This is a genomic window from Gloeocapsa sp. PCC 7428 (genome assembly GCF_000317555.1).
Classification (GTDB): Bacteria; Cyanobacteriota; Cyanobacteriia; order Cyanobacteriales; family Chroococcidiopsidaceae; genus Chroogloeocystis.
Genome location: NC_019745.1, coordinates 2129363 through 2147486, shown reverse-complemented (window position 1 = coordinate 2147486; position 18124 = coordinate 2129363). Strand labels below are relative to the sequence as shown.

Annotated in this window: 17 protein-coding genes and 1 tRNA gene; 8 read left to right on the top strand and 10 right to left on the bottom strand. The window is 44.0% G+C overall.

The features are described 5' to 3' along the window. Positions 1–182 precede the first annotated feature (182 nt). The 3 genes from crtB (at position 183) to GLO7428_RS09360 (ending at position 2821) form a co-directional block, all read left to right on the top strand. Positions 183–1115: a 15-cis-phytoene synthase CrtB gene (crtB, locus tag GLO7428_RS09370; protein WP_015188323.1), complete on the top strand. Its 933-nt coding sequence runs from the start codon at positions 183–185 to the stop codon at positions 1113–1115. 104 nt (positions 1116–1219) lie between these two features. Continuing rightward, positions 1220–1311, top strand: a tRNA-Ser gene (locus GLO7428_RS09365). A gap of 151 nt (positions 1312–1462) precedes the next feature. Further along, positions 1463–2821, top strand: a complete 1359-nt coding sequence (locus GLO7428_RS09360; protein WP_015188322.1) for an ABC transporter substrate-binding protein — start codon at positions 1463–1465, stop codon at positions 2819–2821. 227 nt (positions 2822–3048) lie between these two features. Here the strand turns inward: GLO7428_RS09360 and GLO7428_RS09355 are convergent, their stop codons facing one another. Beyond that, positions 3049–3780, bottom strand: coding sequence for a hypothetical protein (locus tag GLO7428_RS09355; protein ID WP_015188321.1), 732 nt, complete (start codon positions 3778–3780; stop codon positions 3049–3051). Between the two features lie 337 nt (positions 3781–4117). Here GLO7428_RS09355 and GLO7428_RS09350 point away from each other — a divergent pair, with 337 nt between their 5' ends. Continuing rightward, complete coding sequence (locus GLO7428_RS09350; protein ID WP_015188320.1) at positions 4118–4777, top strand: SGNH/GDSL hydrolase family protein; 660 nt, start codon at positions 4118–4120, stop codon at positions 4775–4777. Between the two features lie 13 nt (positions 4778–4790). On the opposite strand, the gene GLO7428_RS09345 is transcribed toward GLO7428_RS09350, so the two are convergent. Further along, complete coding sequence (locus GLO7428_RS09345; RefSeq protein ID WP_015188319.1) at positions 4791–5402, bottom strand: DUF2062 domain-containing protein; 612 nt, start codon at positions 5400–5402, stop codon at positions 4791–4793. Positions 5403–5602: 200 nt separating this feature from the next. Here GLO7428_RS09345 and GLO7428_RS09340 point away from each other — a divergent pair, with 200 nt between their 5' ends. Continuing rightward, on the top strand, positions 5603–6031 hold the full coding sequence (locus GLO7428_RS09340; RefSeq protein ID WP_015188318.1) for a thioesterase family protein: 429 nt from the start codon (positions 5603–5605) through the stop codon (positions 6029–6031). A gap of 339 nt (positions 6032–6370) precedes the next feature. Here the strand turns inward: GLO7428_RS09340 and GLO7428_RS09335 are convergent, their stop codons facing one another. From GLO7428_RS09335 to GLO7428_RS09305, 8 genes are all read right to left on the bottom strand, one after another. Further along, on the bottom strand, positions 6371–7339 hold the full coding sequence (locus tag GLO7428_RS09335; protein ID WP_015188317.1) for an iron-siderophore ABC transporter substrate-binding protein: 969 nt from the start codon (positions 7337–7339) through the stop codon (positions 6371–6373). Positions 7340–7534: 195 nt separating this feature from the next. Further along, positions 7535–9991, bottom strand: coding sequence for a TonB-dependent siderophore receptor (locus GLO7428_RS09330; RefSeq protein ID WP_015188316.1), 2457 nt, complete (start codon positions 9989–9991; stop codon positions 7535–7537). A 273-nt stretch (positions 9992–10264) separates the two neighbouring features. After that, on the bottom strand, positions 10265–10642 hold the full coding sequence (locus GLO7428_RS09325) for a DUF1636 domain-containing protein (RefSeq protein WP_015188315.1): 378 nt from the start codon (positions 10640–10642) through the stop codon (positions 10265–10267). Between the two features lie 8 nt (positions 10643–10650). After that, positions 10651–11496, bottom strand: coding sequence for an iron-siderophore ABC transporter substrate-binding protein (locus GLO7428_RS25960; protein ID WP_255348385.1), 846 nt, complete (start codon positions 11494–11496; stop codon positions 10651–10653). A 21-nt stretch (positions 11497–11517) separates the two neighbouring features. Further along, the gene (locus GLO7428_RS27735) at positions 11518–11685 is read right to left on the bottom strand and encodes a hypothetical protein (RefSeq protein WP_155823663.1); all 168 of its coding nucleotides are present in this window, start codon (positions 11683–11685) and stop codon (positions 11518–11520) included. A gap of 3 nt (positions 11686–11688) precedes the next feature. After that, on the bottom strand, positions 11689–14133 hold the full coding sequence (locus GLO7428_RS09315; protein WP_015188314.1) for a TonB-dependent siderophore receptor: 2445 nt from the start codon (positions 14131–14133) through the stop codon (positions 11689–11691). 143 nt (positions 14134–14276) lie between these two features. Then, positions 14277–15236 (bottom strand): helix-turn-helix transcriptional regulator, encoded by a 960-nt coding sequence (locus GLO7428_RS09310; RefSeq protein WP_015188313.1) that lies wholly within the window; start codon positions 15234–15236, stop codon positions 14277–14279. Positions 15237–15326: 90 nt separating this feature from the next. After that, the gene (locus GLO7428_RS09305) at positions 15327–15974 is read right to left on the bottom strand and encodes a TVP38/TMEM64 family protein (protein WP_015188312.1); all 648 of its coding nucleotides are present in this window, start codon (positions 15972–15974) and stop codon (positions 15327–15329) included. Positions 15975–16127: 153 nt separating this feature from the next. On the opposite strand from GLO7428_RS09305, the gene GLO7428_RS09300 reads away from it, so the two are divergent. The 3 genes from GLO7428_RS09300 to GLO7428_RS09290 all read left to right on the top strand — a co-directional run bounded on the left by GLO7428_RS09300 (position 16128) and on the right by GLO7428_RS09290 (position 18112). Beyond that, a complete protein-coding gene (locus tag GLO7428_RS09300; RefSeq protein WP_015188311.1) occupies positions 16128–16568 on the top strand; it encodes a GNAT family N-acetyltransferase in 441 nt (146 codons plus the stop codon). Positions 16569–16625: 57 nt separating this feature from the next. Further along, positions 16626–16940, top strand: a complete 315-nt coding sequence (locus GLO7428_RS09295) for a helix-turn-helix transcriptional regulator (RefSeq protein ID WP_015188310.1) — start codon at positions 16626–16628, stop codon at positions 16938–16940. A 116-nt stretch (positions 16941–17056) separates the two neighbouring features. Then, entirely contained in the window at positions 17057–18112 is a 1056-nt protein-coding gene (locus tag GLO7428_RS09290; protein ID WP_015188309.1) for a PstS family phosphate ABC transporter substrate-binding protein, read from the top strand. Positions 18113–18124: the final 12 nt, after the last annotated feature.

Genomic DNA, 18124 nt, shown 5'->3' with positions numbered 1-18124 from the left:
CCGTTTTAGCCCGCAAATGCGCAATAATTTTTATCGCAATCGAAGTGACACCATGCAACCATATCTAGGTAGCATGGAAGGTGCCGTACTTTCTGGTAAGCTGACAGCGCAGGCAATTAATGCAGCCCATCAGTCGGCAAATTCTTATAGCCTGCAAATGCAAAACATCCAGCCTGCAACGAATGCTGCAACTGCCTGATTCTCTGTGCATGAAAAAGCTCGCATCTGTGGAGGATGCATACCAACTTTGTCGTCAGATTATGGCAAAGTATGCTAAGACTTTTTACCTCGCCACACTGCTGATGAGCGAGGAGAAACGTCGCGCAATCTGGGCAATCTATGCCTGGTGTCGCCGTACTGATGAATTGGTCGATGGTCCGGCTGCTGCTATGACAACCCCAGAAACATTAGAATTGTGGGAACAGCAGTTAGAATCCGTGTTTGCGGGTCATCCCGTTGATGACATGGATGTTGCCTTAGTAGACACGATCCAGCAATTTCCCGATCTGGATATTCAACCGTTTCGCGACATGATTGCCGGACAACGGATGGATCTGTATCGCAGTCGCTATGAGACGTTTGAACAATTAAATCTTTACTGTTACCGAGTTGCGGGAACTGTAGGTTTAATGTCAACCGCGATTATGGGCGTTGAAACTGCGAAGACTACTGCTGCATGGCAACAAAATCAAGCACCACACGATCCAACTCCAGAAGCGATCGCGCTCGGAATTGCCAAACAACTCACGAATATTCTGCGTGATGTCGGTGAAGATGCGCGGCGGGGACGTATTTATTTACCCCTAGAAGATCTCAAACGCTTTGATTATTCTGAAGAAGAACTCTTTCAAGGCGTCGTAAACGATCGCTGGCGCGAACTGATGCGCTTCCAAATCGAACGGACGCGACAGATTTATGCTCAAGCGGAAACTGGAGTTAGTTATCTATCGTCTGATGCGCGTCTGCCTGTGTGGGCAGCTTTAATGCATTACAGTCAAATTCTGAATGTGATTGAGCGTAACGATTACGACGTTTTCCGCCAACGTGCTTATGTCACGCAGGTGCGAAAATTACGCACATTGCCGATCGCGTGGTTGCGATCGCAGGTGCTGTAACTAGAGGCATTGAGCCGCAAGGGGTCAAAAAAGTTTAGCTTAAAATTGACTTTTACCTTTTGCTTATTGCCTCTAGGTATGATAGTATATTGTTTCGTCACCATGGAGAGGTGGCTGAGTGGTCGAAAGCGGCGGATTGCTAATCCGTTGTACAGTACGTAAGGCTGTACCGAGGGTTCGAATCCCTCCCTCTCCGTTGTTTAAATTATCAAAGTCATCAAAATCTGAATTTTGAGTGAAGAATTAACAATTTCTCACGCTGATTATTTCACTGGTTGCCGTACAATCAAGCTCATTCCCTAATCGTATAGAAATCGATACGACTGCATAAGCACAGGAGCGAGCATATGAAAAGACTTGATGCTGTGAGGACTCCAGATCTCCCTCAACGGCAAGTAAAGCGTAGTACCTTAGTTACGCTAACGACCTTGGGTAGTGCGCTTTTGTTAGCGGCTTGTGAAAATACTCCTCCTACCAGCAATACAGGAGCAAATAGCGCTTCTCCCGCTGCGACAACCACGAGTGCAACGAATAGTAACGACGGACTTAAAATTGGTTCATTATTACCATCAACTGGCGATTTAGCTGCGATTGGACAACAGATGGTAGATTCTGTCCCTTTAGTCGTGGAAACGGTTAATGCTTGTGGTGGAGTAAACGGCAAGCCTGTTACACTGATTGCGCAAGACGATCAAACTGATCCGCGCGCTGGTGCGGCGGCGATGACCAAGTTGGCTGAAGTCGATCGCGTTGCAGGTGTCGTTGGTTCGTTTGCGAGTAGCGTTTCGAGTGCGGCTGTCCCGATCGCTGTGCGTAACAAAGTGATGCTGATTTCTCCTGGTAGCACTAGTCCGGTATTCACCGAACGCGCCAGCAAAGGTGAGTTTCAAGGCTACTGGGCGCGAACTGCACCTCCAGATACTTACCAAGCACTCGCTTTAGCTCAATTGGCAAATCAAAGAGGCTTTAAACGAGTTTCAACGGTGGTGATTAATAATGACTACGGCGTTGGTTTTGAACGCGCATTTGTGCAAGCATTTAAGCAACTTGGTGGCACCGTTGTGAATGAAGCGAACCCAACGCGCTATGACCCGAAGGCAACGACTTTTGAAACTGAGGCTGCTGCCGCTTTCAATGGCGATCCTGATGCCGTCGTCGCAGTCCTTTACGAAGAAACGGGTAGCTTACTGCTTAAATCAGCGTACCAGCAAGGCGTGAGCCAGGGAGTACAAGTTATGCTGACCGACGGCGTGAAGTCAGCAGGCTTCCCCACCAAAGTTGGTAAATCAAGCGATGGTAAATACATTGTATCGGGTGCGATCGGCACGGTTCCAGGTGCTGATGGCAAGGCTTTACAGGCGCTGACACAATTGTGGCAATCAAAAAAAGGTGGACCGCCTGGCGAGTATGTTCCTCAAGCGTGGGATGCTACCGCCCTCCTCGTACTAGCAGCACAAGCAGCACAAGCTAACACAGGTGAAGGAATTGCGAGCAAAATTCGTGAAGTTTCCAATGCGCCAGGAACCGAAGTGAGTGACGTTTGTGAGGGGTTGAGATTACTCCGCGAGGGACAGGATATCAATTACCAAGGCGCGAGTGGTAATGTCGATGTCGATCAAAACGGTGATGTCGTCGGTGTTTATGACGTTTGGACGGTTAATGATGATGGAAAATTAGCAGTTACAGACAAAGTTAATCCGAAGTAAGTTGAGGGAGAAGCGAAAAGTGAGGAGTGTTAGTGGAAGTGTCGGAGTGTAGGAGGTGTGGGGAGTGTGGGAGAGACAAAAATGCTACTTTTTCCTCTCATACCATTTCACTAAATAAAAACGACAAATCATTTCTCCTCTGCTTCCTCTGCTTCCTCTGCACCTCCCCTGCTCCTGAAGCTGCCTATTTGCAGTAACTTCAAAGTAAAATGGTATATCCGCCCTCTTTAGAAGCCGAATCCGCCGAAGTTATAACCGACTCCGATGAGTATTCCGATATCGGTGCTATCGACAAACGCAACATTAAGCGCGGCTGTTGCTGTGAATTGAGATGTTAGAGGAACATCTACACCACCTGTTAACACGGCTCCAAAGGTGCTATCTTCACCAGTAGAAATCGCTACACCTCCGCCAACGTAAGGCGCGATGGGCAACGGATCGGTAAAAGCACCTACAGGTTGGAAAGAGAAATCGTAGGTGACAGGAATTAGAATAACCGCGTTATCTCCTAATACAGCCGAAGGACGTGTTGATAGGGTATTAGTCAAGCCAATTTTGCTGATGATGGCAAAATTACCACCGCCTAGGGCAGTGCTGCCATTGTCGCTTAAACCAATGTTACCCGCAACACCTACATAACTAGAGCCGCCGATTGTTGGTTGACCAGGATCGACGAGAATTTGAGCAATGCGATCGCTTGACGTTTCGACGGCTGGAGGGACAGCTGGTGCTTGTGTCAGCGGTGCAGAGGCGGTTGTGGTTGTTCCTGGAGTTGGTACAGATGTTAAAGAAGCTTGGTTATTTTGCAGCCTCTCTACTAAATCATTTGGTTGAACATCAGGTGCTGGAACGATATCCACTGTTTGTGCTTGAACAGCTACAGTTACGCTTGCCATTAACGGTGCTAACACAACTGCTTTGACTGGGGAAGGAATACGTTGAGTAAAAATCGCGTTCATAGTCACTCCTCAACCACTTCTAAGAATATCAACAATAATTTCAGGTATTTTCGATTGACTGTCGCCAACATTCAACATCTAGCACGCGAATTTATAATTTTGTGCTGCTAGTTTGACAGATTTATAAGACTGTGCATTGTAGGAAGATTTCAGCCAATTGTTTGCTAAACTTATATATTTGAGCAATAACACGCCTATGTTTCATAAAAAGATAGACAATCATAGATTTAAGCTGCTTTCTTGACGTGTAGCACAGCAATAATCAAATGCTCGTAAGTTTGAATACCAGCTTTTTTTATTTGGGTGATGTCTCATCGAACGAGCCAAAAATTCAATAATGATGAAGACAATTTTATGCTTTGGTGATTCAAATACTTGGGGATGGAATCCTACGACACAGCAACGCTTTCCGCGTGATGTGAGATGGCCTGGTGTTTTACAGCAGCAACTTGGTAATGAATATTACATTATTGAAGAAGGACTATGCGGACGAACTACGCTGCGCAAAGATTTGTTTGAACGTTATACCAATGGCAAAGAGTATTTAATTCCTTGCTTGAGTTCGCACAAGCCAATTGATTTAGTCGCGATTATGCTAGGAACTAATGATTTAAAAAAGCGTTTTGGTCTTTCTGCTTTCGATATTGCTAAAGGTACTGGTATTTTAGTGAATATTGTACAACGAAGCAAAACAGGACCTAACAGTAGCGCACCAAAAGTTTTGTTGATGGCACCACCACCGATAGGAAAAATAGCAAATGAGCGTGGGCTGTTTAAAGGCGCAGAACCTAAATCAAAACAGTTTGGCGAATTGTATATGCAAGTTGCCTTGCGCTGTGGATGTGCGTTTTTCGATACAGCAGAAATTATCCGTTCTAGCGATGTAGATGGAATTCATCTAGAAGCAAGCGACCATTTAAAACTGGGGACAAAAGTTGCTTCTATAATCGATGAAATTTTTGCTGGTGAGACTTTATATTCTAACGAAATTGCTTAAAAATTATTTTTAATTATAATTCGTTATCCTTAGGCGTACATTTTGTTTTAGAACGATTAAGTTTATTGGCTGTGTAGTATTTTGAGCGATAAGATAGTGGTTGATTGTGATGCGAGTTTGGTTGAGAAGGTTGTTGCTTGATGGCACGCTGACGTAAATAGCGAACGAGGATTATGCCTATGTAGTAACTGGCGATCGCACACGTTAAACTTACAACAAAGCAACCAACAAATAATACAAATATAATTTCGGTTCCGAGTTCTAAAAATTGCCGCCAACTCGCAACGCTTGTAGAAGTAAAAGCCAAATCTTGATTGCCAAGTAGCCAACGACCAACTTGAAAGTTAAACAAAAAGATTGGAATATATGTTAATGGATTACTGATCCAGGTTCCGGCGGTTGCCATTAACTTATTGCCTTTGAACCAAATTGCTAAAGCTATGCCAATTAGTGTTTGGAAACCAAACAGAGGAAATAACCCTGCGAATACTCCTACAGCTAAGCCTCTGGCTATGGATTGTGGAGTCCCGCGCAGATTGATTATGCGCCAAAACCAATTATGAATTTGTTGCTGCCAATACCTCTTAAACTTTTTGAGCTTGGAAGTAATCTTACGTTTTTTCACTACTGCTGCAAGATAATGAAACGGTACAGTCTGTGTTATTGATTAAAGTACAAAAATATCTTCAATGAATTAAAGTGCGATCGCATCCCCTGTGAGTAAGATTTAAAATTTGATTCAATTTGAAAATTACGTACCCGTATATTCTTGTTGCTAGCTCAGCAGTTTGTTATTTTTATTGTTATAGTATTCAAGCTCAATTTATGAATCGCGAAAAGCTTTTACCTTTTGAAATTGCGCTACCGTTATCTGTACGAACTTACGATATAGATTTTGCAGGCATTGTTAGTAATATTGTATTCATTCGCTGGTTAGAAGATTTACGCTGTGAAATTTTGGTAAATCATTTACCGATTGAAGAACAACTTCAAAATGGCGTTGCACCCTTGCTTATTCAAACACAGATTGATTACAAAAAATCGATTACTTTGGTTGATAAACCCATAGGCAGAATGTGGATTAGTAAACTAAAAACGATGAAATGGTTTGTCAATGCTGAAATATCTGTCGATGGTATTATTGCAGCAACTGCGGAACAAACAGGCTGTTTTATTGACTTGACAACAAGGCGTCCGGTTCCTGTACCCGCAGAACTACAGCAGAAATATTTGGAGTATCATCAAAGATTGTAGAAGTAAGTCAATTCTACTGCGATTTATTTCTAATGAACTGCTGGCACAGGAGGAATTCGGGCATAGCAGCAGGGACAGAGATCAGAGGTCAGGGTTAAAATCTAACTAGGGAAATCACTATGAGTAGACCTCCTGCATGAATCACAGACGCCCTGCGACTTCCTTCGGGGCTACTCAAGCAAAGTGTACCTTCGTACACTAAAACAAGATTTTTATGGGTAAGACGAGGTCGATGGACTTTCTTTTATTTAGCTAGCAAATTTATACGCGATTCTCTTCACGCAGGAGATCTAGTGATTAGGGCTATAATTTTTTATTTTTTCTAAAGTTACTTTGTTCTTACCTATTAATCAGATACTTAAATAAGTCATCAACTACTAAATTGGCAGCAATTGGACCACTTCCAATCCAGTAACTTGGTACTTGATAAATTTTGTTTTGCTGTACCACTTCCAATTTTTGCCAAAGTGGATCGGACTTTAATTGTGCTAGTTTTTGTTGAGCTTGCTGATTAGCTTCGACGGTATTTTCACCTGTCCAAACGAACATAACATCACCATCGGCTTGAGATAGCAATTCGCGGCTAATTGATGTTTGAATTGGATTGCCAAATCGCTTTTGAGCCTCATCGGCGGCGATCGCCTGCGCTGGGGGACGAGGTAATCCAGCATCTTGTAAAATAGTGCCGCAGAAAGAATCTTTGAGGTAAAGATTGATTCGCTCTGGATAGATACGAACAACAGAGACTTCTGTATTTTTAAGACGTTCCCCCATCTGTTGTTTGAATTGCTCTAGGCGCGTGTAGTAATCGTTCATCACCTGCTGAGCAACCTCGCCTTTTTGCAACATTTGGGCAAAATTTAGAAAGATCTCATTCCATTTTCCACTGTGTTCAACTTCATAAAGGACAGTAGGTGCAATTTGCGAAGATTGCGAATAAATTGTTTGATAGTAGTCTATACCTACGATCAGATCTGGTTGGAGTGCCAGTATCTTTTCAAGATTAGGTTCGCCTGTGCTACCGATATCTGCAACTTCTGTTAAGTCTTGCTGCAAGTCTGCTGCAAATGTACTAGAGACAGCACCAATCGGACGAATGCCTAAAGACAACAAATATTCAAATGTTACACTATCTAACGCCACAACTCGCTGAGGCTGACGCGGTACGCAAGTTTCTCCAGCAACGTGTTGTACTGTGTAACAATCAGCATCAACTGCAACACGATCATTGCTTGTGCAAGCCACAATCGAGACCGTCAAGATCGTTAATAAGCCAAAGCGAATGCGACGATAGATACGATGAAGCATTTTGCAATTAAATATCACATACAACATTTGTCGGGTAATAGGTAATAGGTAATGGGGAGCCAGTGCGTTGCGGAGGTGTCCTCCGTTGTAGCAACTGGCGTTAATGGGTAATAGCGACGATTCTATGATTACAAACTAAAATGAGCGATCGCCAATCGCCAATCACCAATCACCAGTTACCAATTACCAGTTACCTTAAAAAGTGATAGATAAGGAACCGATCACCGTAAAGGGCGCACCTGGTGCATTTGCTTCGCGAAATCCTTCACTGCTGCGGATGTAGTTGACATCAAATAAATTTTGGAAGTTTAATGCAGCCCGCCAGTTGTCGCGACGGTAATATAATGCTGCATCGGTGCGAACATAGCTAGGAAGCTCATAAGTGTTATCAAAGTCGCCAGAACGTTCGCCAACAAAGAACAATCCCACACCAAAGCCTAGCCCTTGTAAATTTCCTTCTTGAAATTCGTACGTAGTCCAAACGCTGGCGCTGTTTCTAGGAACATTATTAGGACGATTTCCCGCAGGATAATAGTTATCCTCTGTGACTTCAGCATCGGTATAAGCATAGGATGCGATCGCATTCCATCCTGGTAGAATTTCACCTGTGACATCAAGTTCAATTCCGCGACTTCTGATTTTCCCCACTGCAATTGCAAAATCTGGGTTTAATGGGTCGGGACCTTCCACATTCCGCTTAATCAGATTATAAGCTGCAAGGTTGGCAATCAATCGACCATCCGCAAACTCGCCGCGTACGCCAATTTCAAATTGTTCGCTAAGTTCTGGATCGAGAAAAGAGCCATCGGCGGTTCGACCAAAAATGTTAGGCGTAAAAGCTTGACTATAGCTACCATAAAGCGACACTTCGCGACTAGGCTGATACACCACACCAAGGCGAGGCGTAAAACGTTGAACAGTATCTTCGGCTTCGGTATTTGATAAGCTATCTAACGATTGTAAATCGTAAACGTCAAATCGTCCACCTGCTAAAATTTTCAGACTTTCACTCAGCGTAATTTGATCTTGTAAATACAAGCCAACATTATTTTCTCGACTGGTGTCACTACGCACTACCAACGTGAGATCGTCGAGATTAGGACGCGAAATTGGATCGCCTTCTTGAGTAAAGATATTGAGAAAGAAACTTGGATCGCCTGGTAAACGGCGTTGCGTACCTTGGGTGGTACTGCGGTTAAAATCGACTCCGGCTAAAAGTGTATGCTCAACATTACCTGTAGTAAATTCGCCAACGACATTAGTTTGAAATGAATAAACTTCATCATAGTCGTCGTTAGATCGCCAGCGGCGATCGAGTGTGCCATCATCTTCAATAGTCCAGCTTTCAATGCGAAAGTCAAAAGTATCAACTGAGAGGTAGCGAAACGAGTTACGCAGTTGCCAATTGTCGTTAAAGTTATGCGTTAATCGATAGCCGGCACTCAGTTCTTCAGCTTGGGTGATCGCACTCGGATCTTGAAATAAGCGATCGCGCGGTACATCGGCAACTCGATTACCAATCGCCGGAAGACCGCGATCGAACGGACGTTCTGCATCTGCGTAGGTAAAATTGAATGTCAAAGCGGTGCGATCGCTCAAATTCCATGTTAGTGATGGCGCTAGCACAAAGCGATTCACATCCTGCTCGTAGTCGCGAAAGCCATCTTCGGCTTCATACAGTGCGGTGAAGCGATATAATAGCCGTTGATCGCTATCTAGCGGTCCTGTGAGGTCAATACTCGGACGCACTAACCCAAAACTACCAACAACAGTGCCAATCGTGTAAGCTGGATCGGCTTGTGGTTGCCGTGTGACGACACTGACAACCCCGCCTGGTTCCAAATTACCATACAATACCGATGCAGGTCCTTTAAGGACTTCGACGCGCTCAATCAGTTCAGTATCATTAGAAGTTCCTCTTAAGATAAATGAGCCACGACGAAAACCGTCTTCTAGCAATACATCTGACTGAAAGCCACGAATATTAACTCGATCGAGGCTACCGCCAAAGCTATCACCGACGTTGACACCGCTAACGTTGCGCAAAGCTTCACTCAGACGGTTGACTTGCTGATCTTCTAAAACACGTTGTGGTAGAACTTGAATCGATTGCGGGATATCGCGCAGTTCTGTATTTGTACGAGTTGCCGTTGTTGCATTGGGTACAGAATAACCTTGCGATTCTAATTCACCCGTCACGACAATTTGAATTTCTTCATCTGCGGGGGGTGTGACTGCGAAGACTAATCCTTCGGTTGCAACTTGTAGTTCGACTGTCGGCGGTGCATCGGTTCCGGTAATAGCGACACGAACTTGATTATTAGGTAAGTTCGTCACGCGCACTAAGGCAATACCTTCTGCGGGATTGATGGCTTGAAATTCTTCAGGTAATGCCAACACGGCGTTGGGAATATCCGCAATCAACGTATTATCGACAGTTGAAGTCGTTGGCGATAATACTCCTGCTGTTTCCAAAACTACCGCAATGCCCTGTGTCGTGTCTATCCTCACTCCAGTAATCTGAGTTACTGTTGGCGCAATTTGCTTTTGCTGTTCAACAATGGTTGCTGCATCTGTAACGGTTTGTGCCCAAGCCGGAGGAGAAATTAGTAACGATCCTGTTAATAATGCCAATTGCCAATAATGCCGCATCACTCTACACACCAATTATTGAAAATGAGAATCGCTGTAGGGTAGACATTCTCCTACATGATTGAATCTGAAACTGTTGATAAACGTTTTCAAAAGAAGTGTAAAAGAAATTGTGGTGCTATTGGCGATCGCTTTGACTACTAGCGGGAATGTTTTGAACGCTAGGCGGAATTTTTCTGGTGAAGATATTGAGCTTGCTCTTTTACTAAAAACAGGGTGAATAAGGTGCGATCGCGCTTGGCATTGTCATGATGCGATCGCGATGATTCAAGATTAAACCGATGGGACAGGCGGAATTCGGGCATAGCGGCGGTTTCTAAGAACCATAGGAAGTTTTGCAGGGAGAATATAGCCATCTTCGCTATCGAGATATAATTCACCTAGCTTTAACAATGCCTCAGCACTTTCTAATGGTGGTAAATCGCCAAACAGATAAGTAATTTTACTCGTTGCACCAAGCGCGATCGCACACGGGCGGTCGCACGCACACAAGCAGCCCACAGTTTGAATTTCAAGTTCTGACTTTCTTGCCCAATTTTCATACAGTGGCATCAGTTGATGAAGCAAGTGTGTTCCGCCTGGTTGTCCTTCATAAAGTTCCTGTTCGGCAGAAAAACCGCAAGCTTCGCAGACAAAAAGAATGTGTGTCATAAATAATTTTAGGTTTTTTCTGGTGTTGACATTGCGTGTTGTTTTAGCGTTTTATCTGATGCATTGCTTTGCGCTTCAATCAGATACTTAAACAAGTCATCAACGATTGCATTAGCAGCCAAAGGTCCATTACCAATCCAATAACCTGGAACTTCATAAACGCGATTTGTTTTGACTGCCTTTAATCTAGACCAGAGGAGATCAGCTTTGAGGGCTGCTTTTGCCGATTGCGCTTGGCGTTCAATTTCTTGATTTGCCCCAGTCGCCCACAAAAACATAACATCACCGTCAGCATCTTTGATTCGTTCCTTAGCGATCGAGTATTGAATCGAATTGCCGAAACGTGCTTGGGCTTGGGCTGCATCAAAATTTTGTGCAGGCGGACGCGATAGCCCTGCATCGGCTACCACAGTTCCACAAAAAGAGTCTTTTAAGTAAAGATTCACGCGATCGGGGTAGACTCGTACAATCGAAACTTGAAGTTGATCGGGCGCACCTGAATATTGTCGGCGAAAATCTTCTAATCGCGCATAATAATCTGTCATTACCTGTTGTGCTTTGTCTGTTTTTCCTAATGCCGCAGCATACTCCATGAAAACGTCCTTCCATCGTCCGCTATGCTCAAAGGAAATAATGATTGTTGGGGCAATGTTGGATAAGATTTGATAGTCAACGCTCAAATAGTCTTCTGCAATAATTAAGTCAGGCTTGAGCGTCAGAATTGCTTCGATACTCGGTTCTCCTAAATCTCTGCCAACATTGGTAATAGCCTCTAGCTTGCCTTGGAGATGAGGATCGGGATTGCTCAGATCACTGCCAATCGGTTGAATTCCGAGTGCTAAGAGATTTTCTATCCCACCTAGCGTGACAATCCGTTAGGGATTATTAGGGACACAAGTTTCACCTTTGGTATGGCGCACGATTCGGCAATCGGTTGATGTAGCCAATTCGGTGGTGACGCGGTTTCCGTTGCAGGCGACGACGAACAAAAATGCGATCGCTCCTAAAATGATGCGTTGAACGACACCTCGAAGCTTATTCATCAGTTAGAACTCAACGGATAACGATCCAATAACAGTCAACGGCGCACCAGGTTCGATGGCAACTCTACCGAAGTTTACCCCGCGAAAATACGTGACATCAAATAAGTTTTGCACGTTAATTGCTGCCCGCCAGTTGTCGCGTCGGTAAAAGATCGCCGCATCGGTACGCAGATAACTCGGTAAATCATATGTGTCCTCAAAGTCTCCGGCACGTTCTCCAACATAGAATAAACCTAAGCCAAAGCCTAAACCTCGCAGATCGCCACTTTGAAGTTCATACGTTGTCCACAAGCTGGCGGTGTTTTCCGGCACATTCGCGATGCGGCTACCTTCGGGTAAATCATTACTTTCGGTAACTGCGGCATCGATGAGAGCATACGAAGCAACAACGTTCCATCCTGGTGAAATTTGTCCAATCAAATCGAGTTCAATTCCTCGGCTGCGCTGTTCGCCAATGGGAATACTGAAATCTGGATTGTTAGGATCGATTGTCGCAACATTGGTTTTGGTAATCTGATAAAGGGCTAGATTGGCTACGAGTCTACCGTCAAGTAACTCGCCCCGCGCACCAATTTCAAATTGCGTTCCGCGTTCCGGTTCGAGAAACGATCCGTCTACGCGCGTGCCAAAGTTGGGTTGAAACGATCGCGCGAAGTTGGCGTAGAGCGATAACGGTTCGATTGGTTGATAGACAACACCCACAGTCGGACTAAACGCATCATCTGAGCGACTCGATGTTGTTGCTTCGAGATTATCGCGGCTTTGCTGATCGACAACATCAAACCTTCCTGCAAGCAATACTTTGAGATTATCAGCAAGCGTTACTTGATCTTGTAATAAAATTCCTAATCTATCCGTGCGATCGCTACCGTTACGGACTGTGTTTGTCAGCGCATCCAAACTTGGGCGATCGATAACATTGTAAACCGGATCAAAGATATTAATATCTGGTGTTAGCCCCGCAGGAAGTCGGCGTTGCGTACCGCCAAAAGTGCTGCGGTTGAGGTCGATTCCTAATAATACATTATGTGCTACCGAACCGGTGTTGAATTGACCAAGCACGTCAGTTTGTATAGAGTAAGTTTCTGAAACGTCATCGTTGGATCGGAAGTTACGCGACAAAATTCCAGTTTCTTCATCAAGTTCTAACGGTTCTGCTCGATAATCGAAGGTATCGGTAGAAATGATTTGCAATCGATTGCGGACTGTCCAATTGTCAGTGAATTGATGCTCAAATCGATACCCAAATGTCGTTTCTTGAACCCGCCGTACATCGTTAGGTTCACCTAAAAAACGACTCACAGGAATATCAATAATATCGCGACCAATGGCAAGAAAGCCGCGATCCATAGGACGTTCGTCGCGCAAATAGCTAAAGTCAAACGTTAACCTAGTTGCATCATTAATTTGCCATGCTAAAGCTGGAGCAACAAAAATGCGATCGGCATCTTGCTCGAAGTCGCGAAATCCATCAAAGTGTTCGTAAGCAACGTTGAGGCGATATAAAACGCTACGATCCTCATTAAGTGGACCTGTAACATCAATACTCGGACGAAACAAACCAAAACTACCCACTTGAAGTTCTGTCGCCGCAAACGGTTCAGCCAAGGGCTGTTTTCGCACCAGATTAACAATACCTCCAGGCTCAACGTTACCAAATAAAATCGCCGCAGGTCCCTTCAATACCTCAACTCGCTCAACATTAGCAGTATCGAAAAACCCAAAATTGTTGGTTCGCTGTCCATCCTGAAAAACTTCCGTGGAAAAACCGCGAATATTCAACTGATCAATAGTTCCACCAAAGCCACCATCTTGCACGACTCCGCTGACATTACGTATCGCATCTGTCACGCGAAAGACTGCTTGATCTTCGAGAACTTGTTCAGGAATAATTTGCACCGATCGCGGAATGTCGCGCAATGGCGTATCAGTTCGCGTTACCGCAGCAGATTCGGTGACAGCATAGCCTGCTTGTTCTCCGGTGACGATAATTTCGATTGTTTCGTCGTCGGTTGTGGGAGTCACGCTGAAAATGAATTGTTGTGCTTGTGCTTGCACTGCGACTGTCGGCGGTGCATCGGTTCCGGTAATAGCGACACGAACCTGATTATTAGGTAAGTTTGTCACGCGCACTAAGGCAATACCTTCTGCGGGATTGATGGCTTGAAATTCTTCCGGTAATGCCAACACGGCGTTGGGAATATCCGCAATTAACGTATTATCGACAGTTGAAGTCGTTGGCGATAATACTCCTGCTGTTTCCAAAACTACCGCAATGCCCTGTGTCGTGTCTATCCTCACTCCAGTAATTTGAGTAACTGTTTGCGCAATTTGCTGTTGCTGGTCAACAGCGGTTGCTGCACCTGTAACGGTTTGTGCCCAAGCCGGAGGAGAAAATAGTAATGAGATCCCTGTCAATAACGCTAATCGCTGCCAATAATTCCGCATCACTCCACACACCAGTTAAAGACTGAGAACTAGGCTCAATACCCTAGTACTTTTTCTGTTGCTAAACTTTTTCAAAAGAAGTTTAAGGGAAATTATGGTGCTATTGGCGATCGCTTTGACTACTAGCGGGAATTTTTTGAACGCTAGGCGGAATTTTTTTGTGTAAGATAATCTCTCGGATTTACTCCAAATTTCTTTCTAAAGGCAGATGCGAAGTAACTGCGGTTAGCAAAACCAACGCTGCGAGCAATTTCAGAAACATTCAGGCGACGTTGTTCGAGTAGCTGACGCGCTTGTTCGAGGCGGTAGTCATGGAGATAGCCGAATACAGTTTTACCAAATACCTGACGAAAGCCACGTTTGAGCGTACAGTCATTTAAACCAACTTGTCGCGCTAACTCAATTAATGACATTGGATTGTCTAGCTGTTGCAGTAAAATCTCTTTGGCATAGTAAATCCGATCGATATCATCAGGTTTGAGCGGAGTATAAGACAGATTGCGCGGGTGTTCTAGATCGTGAATTAACAACGCCATCAGTTCCCAAACTTTGCTTTCGAGATACATCCGTTTGGTTAATGATTGATAAGGACACTGGAGAATTTGCTGAATTGCTGTTTGCATTGCAATTGTTGTGCGTCCAGAATAGAACTTGTATTTTTTGTCATTGCGGATCAATTGCTGAGTTAGCAATCTATATTCCGCCTCAGTGTGCCAAAATGCGGTGAATAACTCCGGCTTAATGTGAACATTTATCGCAAAAATAAGTTGATTAGCAAAAGATTGTGGCTTTTCTTTGGGTGCTATGCCACTACTATACAGGCTATAATGTCCAGCACGCATGAATTGCTCGTCACATTGTTCCGCTCCCGAAAGCAGGAATGTATACTCGATCGGGTGCGATCGCTCAGGCATTTCTAAAACAATGTCATCATAGAGTTGATATTTAGCGATCGCTAATTCCAATCCATCGCGCAGATTAATACTACGACAATAACCTTGTCCTAGCTGCGGTGGAAACTGATAAGTGATATCATCAACGTGCGCTTGCTCTGCCGTTTCTTCAAACAATTCCCAGTAAGCTTCTTTTGAAATCATCATCATGGCAAAGAGGCGCTATCAACTATTGCAAATAATTCCTAAAATTATCGCATACCTAGCAAGGTAAATTAAGCGTAGCTAGCCAAAGCGCCACTAATCACTAGCCACTTTCTTCCGACTTAACCATCCTGTTAACATTGCCAGCGCAAAGATTCCTAACATCGCACCCACAAGTAAAATTCTCCCGCCTTCAAAAACACCTGCACCAAGCGCGACGATGGGCGGCGTGGAAATTGCGATACCGAGAATTAGCGCTAGTATAAAACTACGCCATTTCATTTGCGTGAGTCCAACAGCATAAGCAACAAAGTCAAATAACCCTGTCATCAAAAATCCCGTAACCAGAAAAATGTTGCGTTCTAAATACTTTTGGCTAAGAGAATCAACTCTGCTTATAAACCTTTGCCCGACAAACTTTTGCACCAAACTACGTCCATAGCGTTTGGCGATGTAAAAGTTGAGGTTACACGCAATCAAATCAGCGATCGCAATTACGACAATTCCCTGAGCAAAACCAAACAGCACTCCTGATAAAATCGAGTAAGCGGTGCTTGGTAGTGCTGGAATCACGACGCTGACCATCCGCAAGGATATAACTGCTAACGGTGCCCAAACACCAAGCTGATCGACATTTGCTCTTACTTGTTCAATCCCAACACGATTGACAAACCAGATTCCTACAGCAACGAGTAAGACAATCAAACTCAGTTGTACGATTTTAATAAAATTGCGTTTTGTCATTTGTGCTTCTAAACTTGCTTCGATATCCCACCTTCATAAACTAAACTAAGATGAGTCTGCGAAGGCAAACTTCGTTTGTGTAGCCACGAATTCTATTCGTTAGGGCGTAGTTATGATTTAAAGGTTAAATAACATATTGCAAATAATGCAACGTTGAGTAACAGTAATTACACGATTAGACAAGCGATCGCCCAGGATGCAGATGAGATCGCAAACCTATCTCACCAGTTGGGTTATCCCACAACTACGAGTGCTGTACGACAGCGTTTAGCACAAATGCACTCCGCGAATCATGCTGTTTATGTCGCAGAGATTTCTGGTATTGGTGTCGTGGGCTGGATTCACGCCCACCTATGTCTACTTCTACAAACAAACTTACACGCCGAAATTGGTGGTTTAGTTGTTGATGAAAGATATCGTGGTAGTGGTATCGGTCGGCAATTATTGTTACAAATAGAACAGTGGGCAAGTCAGCAAGGGTGCGAAAGTGTGTATCTCCGCTCGAATATTATCCGCAAGCAGGCACACATTTTCTACAAAAAGATGGGGTACAGCTACATCAAAACTTCCCTCGCCTTCAATAAGCATCTCTAACATTTTGGCGATCGCCTACCATTTAAACATCGTTTTGTTACATTTCAATTTAAGTTGATGCAAGTTACATCTCCAGACTCAGTTTTTTTAGGCTTTCATGCTTTATCCGATGCTATCCGGATTAACGTTATTGAACTATTGCGCGATCGCGAGTTATGCGTGTGCGAATTGTGCGATGCTTTAGGCGTGACGCAATCAAAACTGTCTTTCCACCTCAAGACATTAAAAGAAGCAGGTTTAGTGCGATCGCGTCAAGAGGGACGTTGGATATACTACAGCTTGAATTTACCGCAATTCGTTATGTTAGAGCAATATTTAGCCGAATTCCGGCGCTTTAGTGCGATTATGCCGAGTCGTTCGTGTCCAGATTAGTTTTATAAATCTCAAACTCGTTTGTTTCTACTTTGTGGAATCTTTTTGCTTGACAAATCAATTTTTTTTGAAATGATAGAGATATACTCTTAATACCTGCCATCTAGGTGAGGTCAATGAACGTCACACATAAAGAATTGGCGATCGCGCTTGGGGCGCTAGCTTTGACAGTCGGTTGTACAACAACACCCAACTCTTCAACTCAAACACAACAATCACCACAGCTAACCGCAGCAACAAATACCACAGATACATCAGTCAGAGTTGATGGATCGAGTACGGTTTATCCGATTACACAAGCTGTAGCCAAAGAATTTCAATCGACTCAAGGCGATCAAGCGCAAATTTCGGTTGATTTTTCCGGAACAAGTGGCGGATTTAAAAAGTTCTGTGCTGGAGAAATCGATGTCACTGGCGCTTCGCGTCCCATCTTAACCGCAGAGATGGAAGCCTGCAATAAGAATTCTGTCAGATACATTGAACTTCCCGTCGCCTTTGATGCATTAACAGTAGCTGTACATCCACAAAACAATTGGGCGCAAGAAATTACTGTTGCTGAATTAAAAAGAATATGGGAACCAGCCGCAGAGGGTAAGATTACCCGCTGGAACCAAGTACGCGCTGCATGGCCCGATCGCCCATTAAAATTGTATGGTGCAGGTAAACAATCGGGTACATTTGATTACTTTACTGAAGCGGTAGTCGGTGAAACAAGAGCTAGCCGCAACGACTATGTGGCGAGTGAAGACGACAATGTTTTAGTCGAAGGAATCAGCAAAGATCCTAATGCTCTAGGTTACTTCGGTTTTTCCTACTTAGAAGAAAATCAAAATAAATTAAAAGCCCTAGCAGTTGATAACGGCGAAGGTGCGGTGATACCCTCACGTCAAACCGTAGAAAACAACGAATATCAACCGCTGTCGCGTCCTTTATTCATCTACGTTAATGCACAATACGCCCAGAAGAAACCCGCAGTCAAAGAATTTGTCAATTTCTACAATAAACAAGCCCCAACATTAGTAAGTTCAGTAGGCTACGTACCCTTACCCGAAGAAGCTTACGACTTAAACGAAAGACATTTCTACACCGGAAAAGTTGGAACAGTATTCGAGGGAGAAGCAGAACTCAACATCACAATTAGCGAATTATTGCGTAGACAAGCGAAATTTTAGTTATTCAACGTA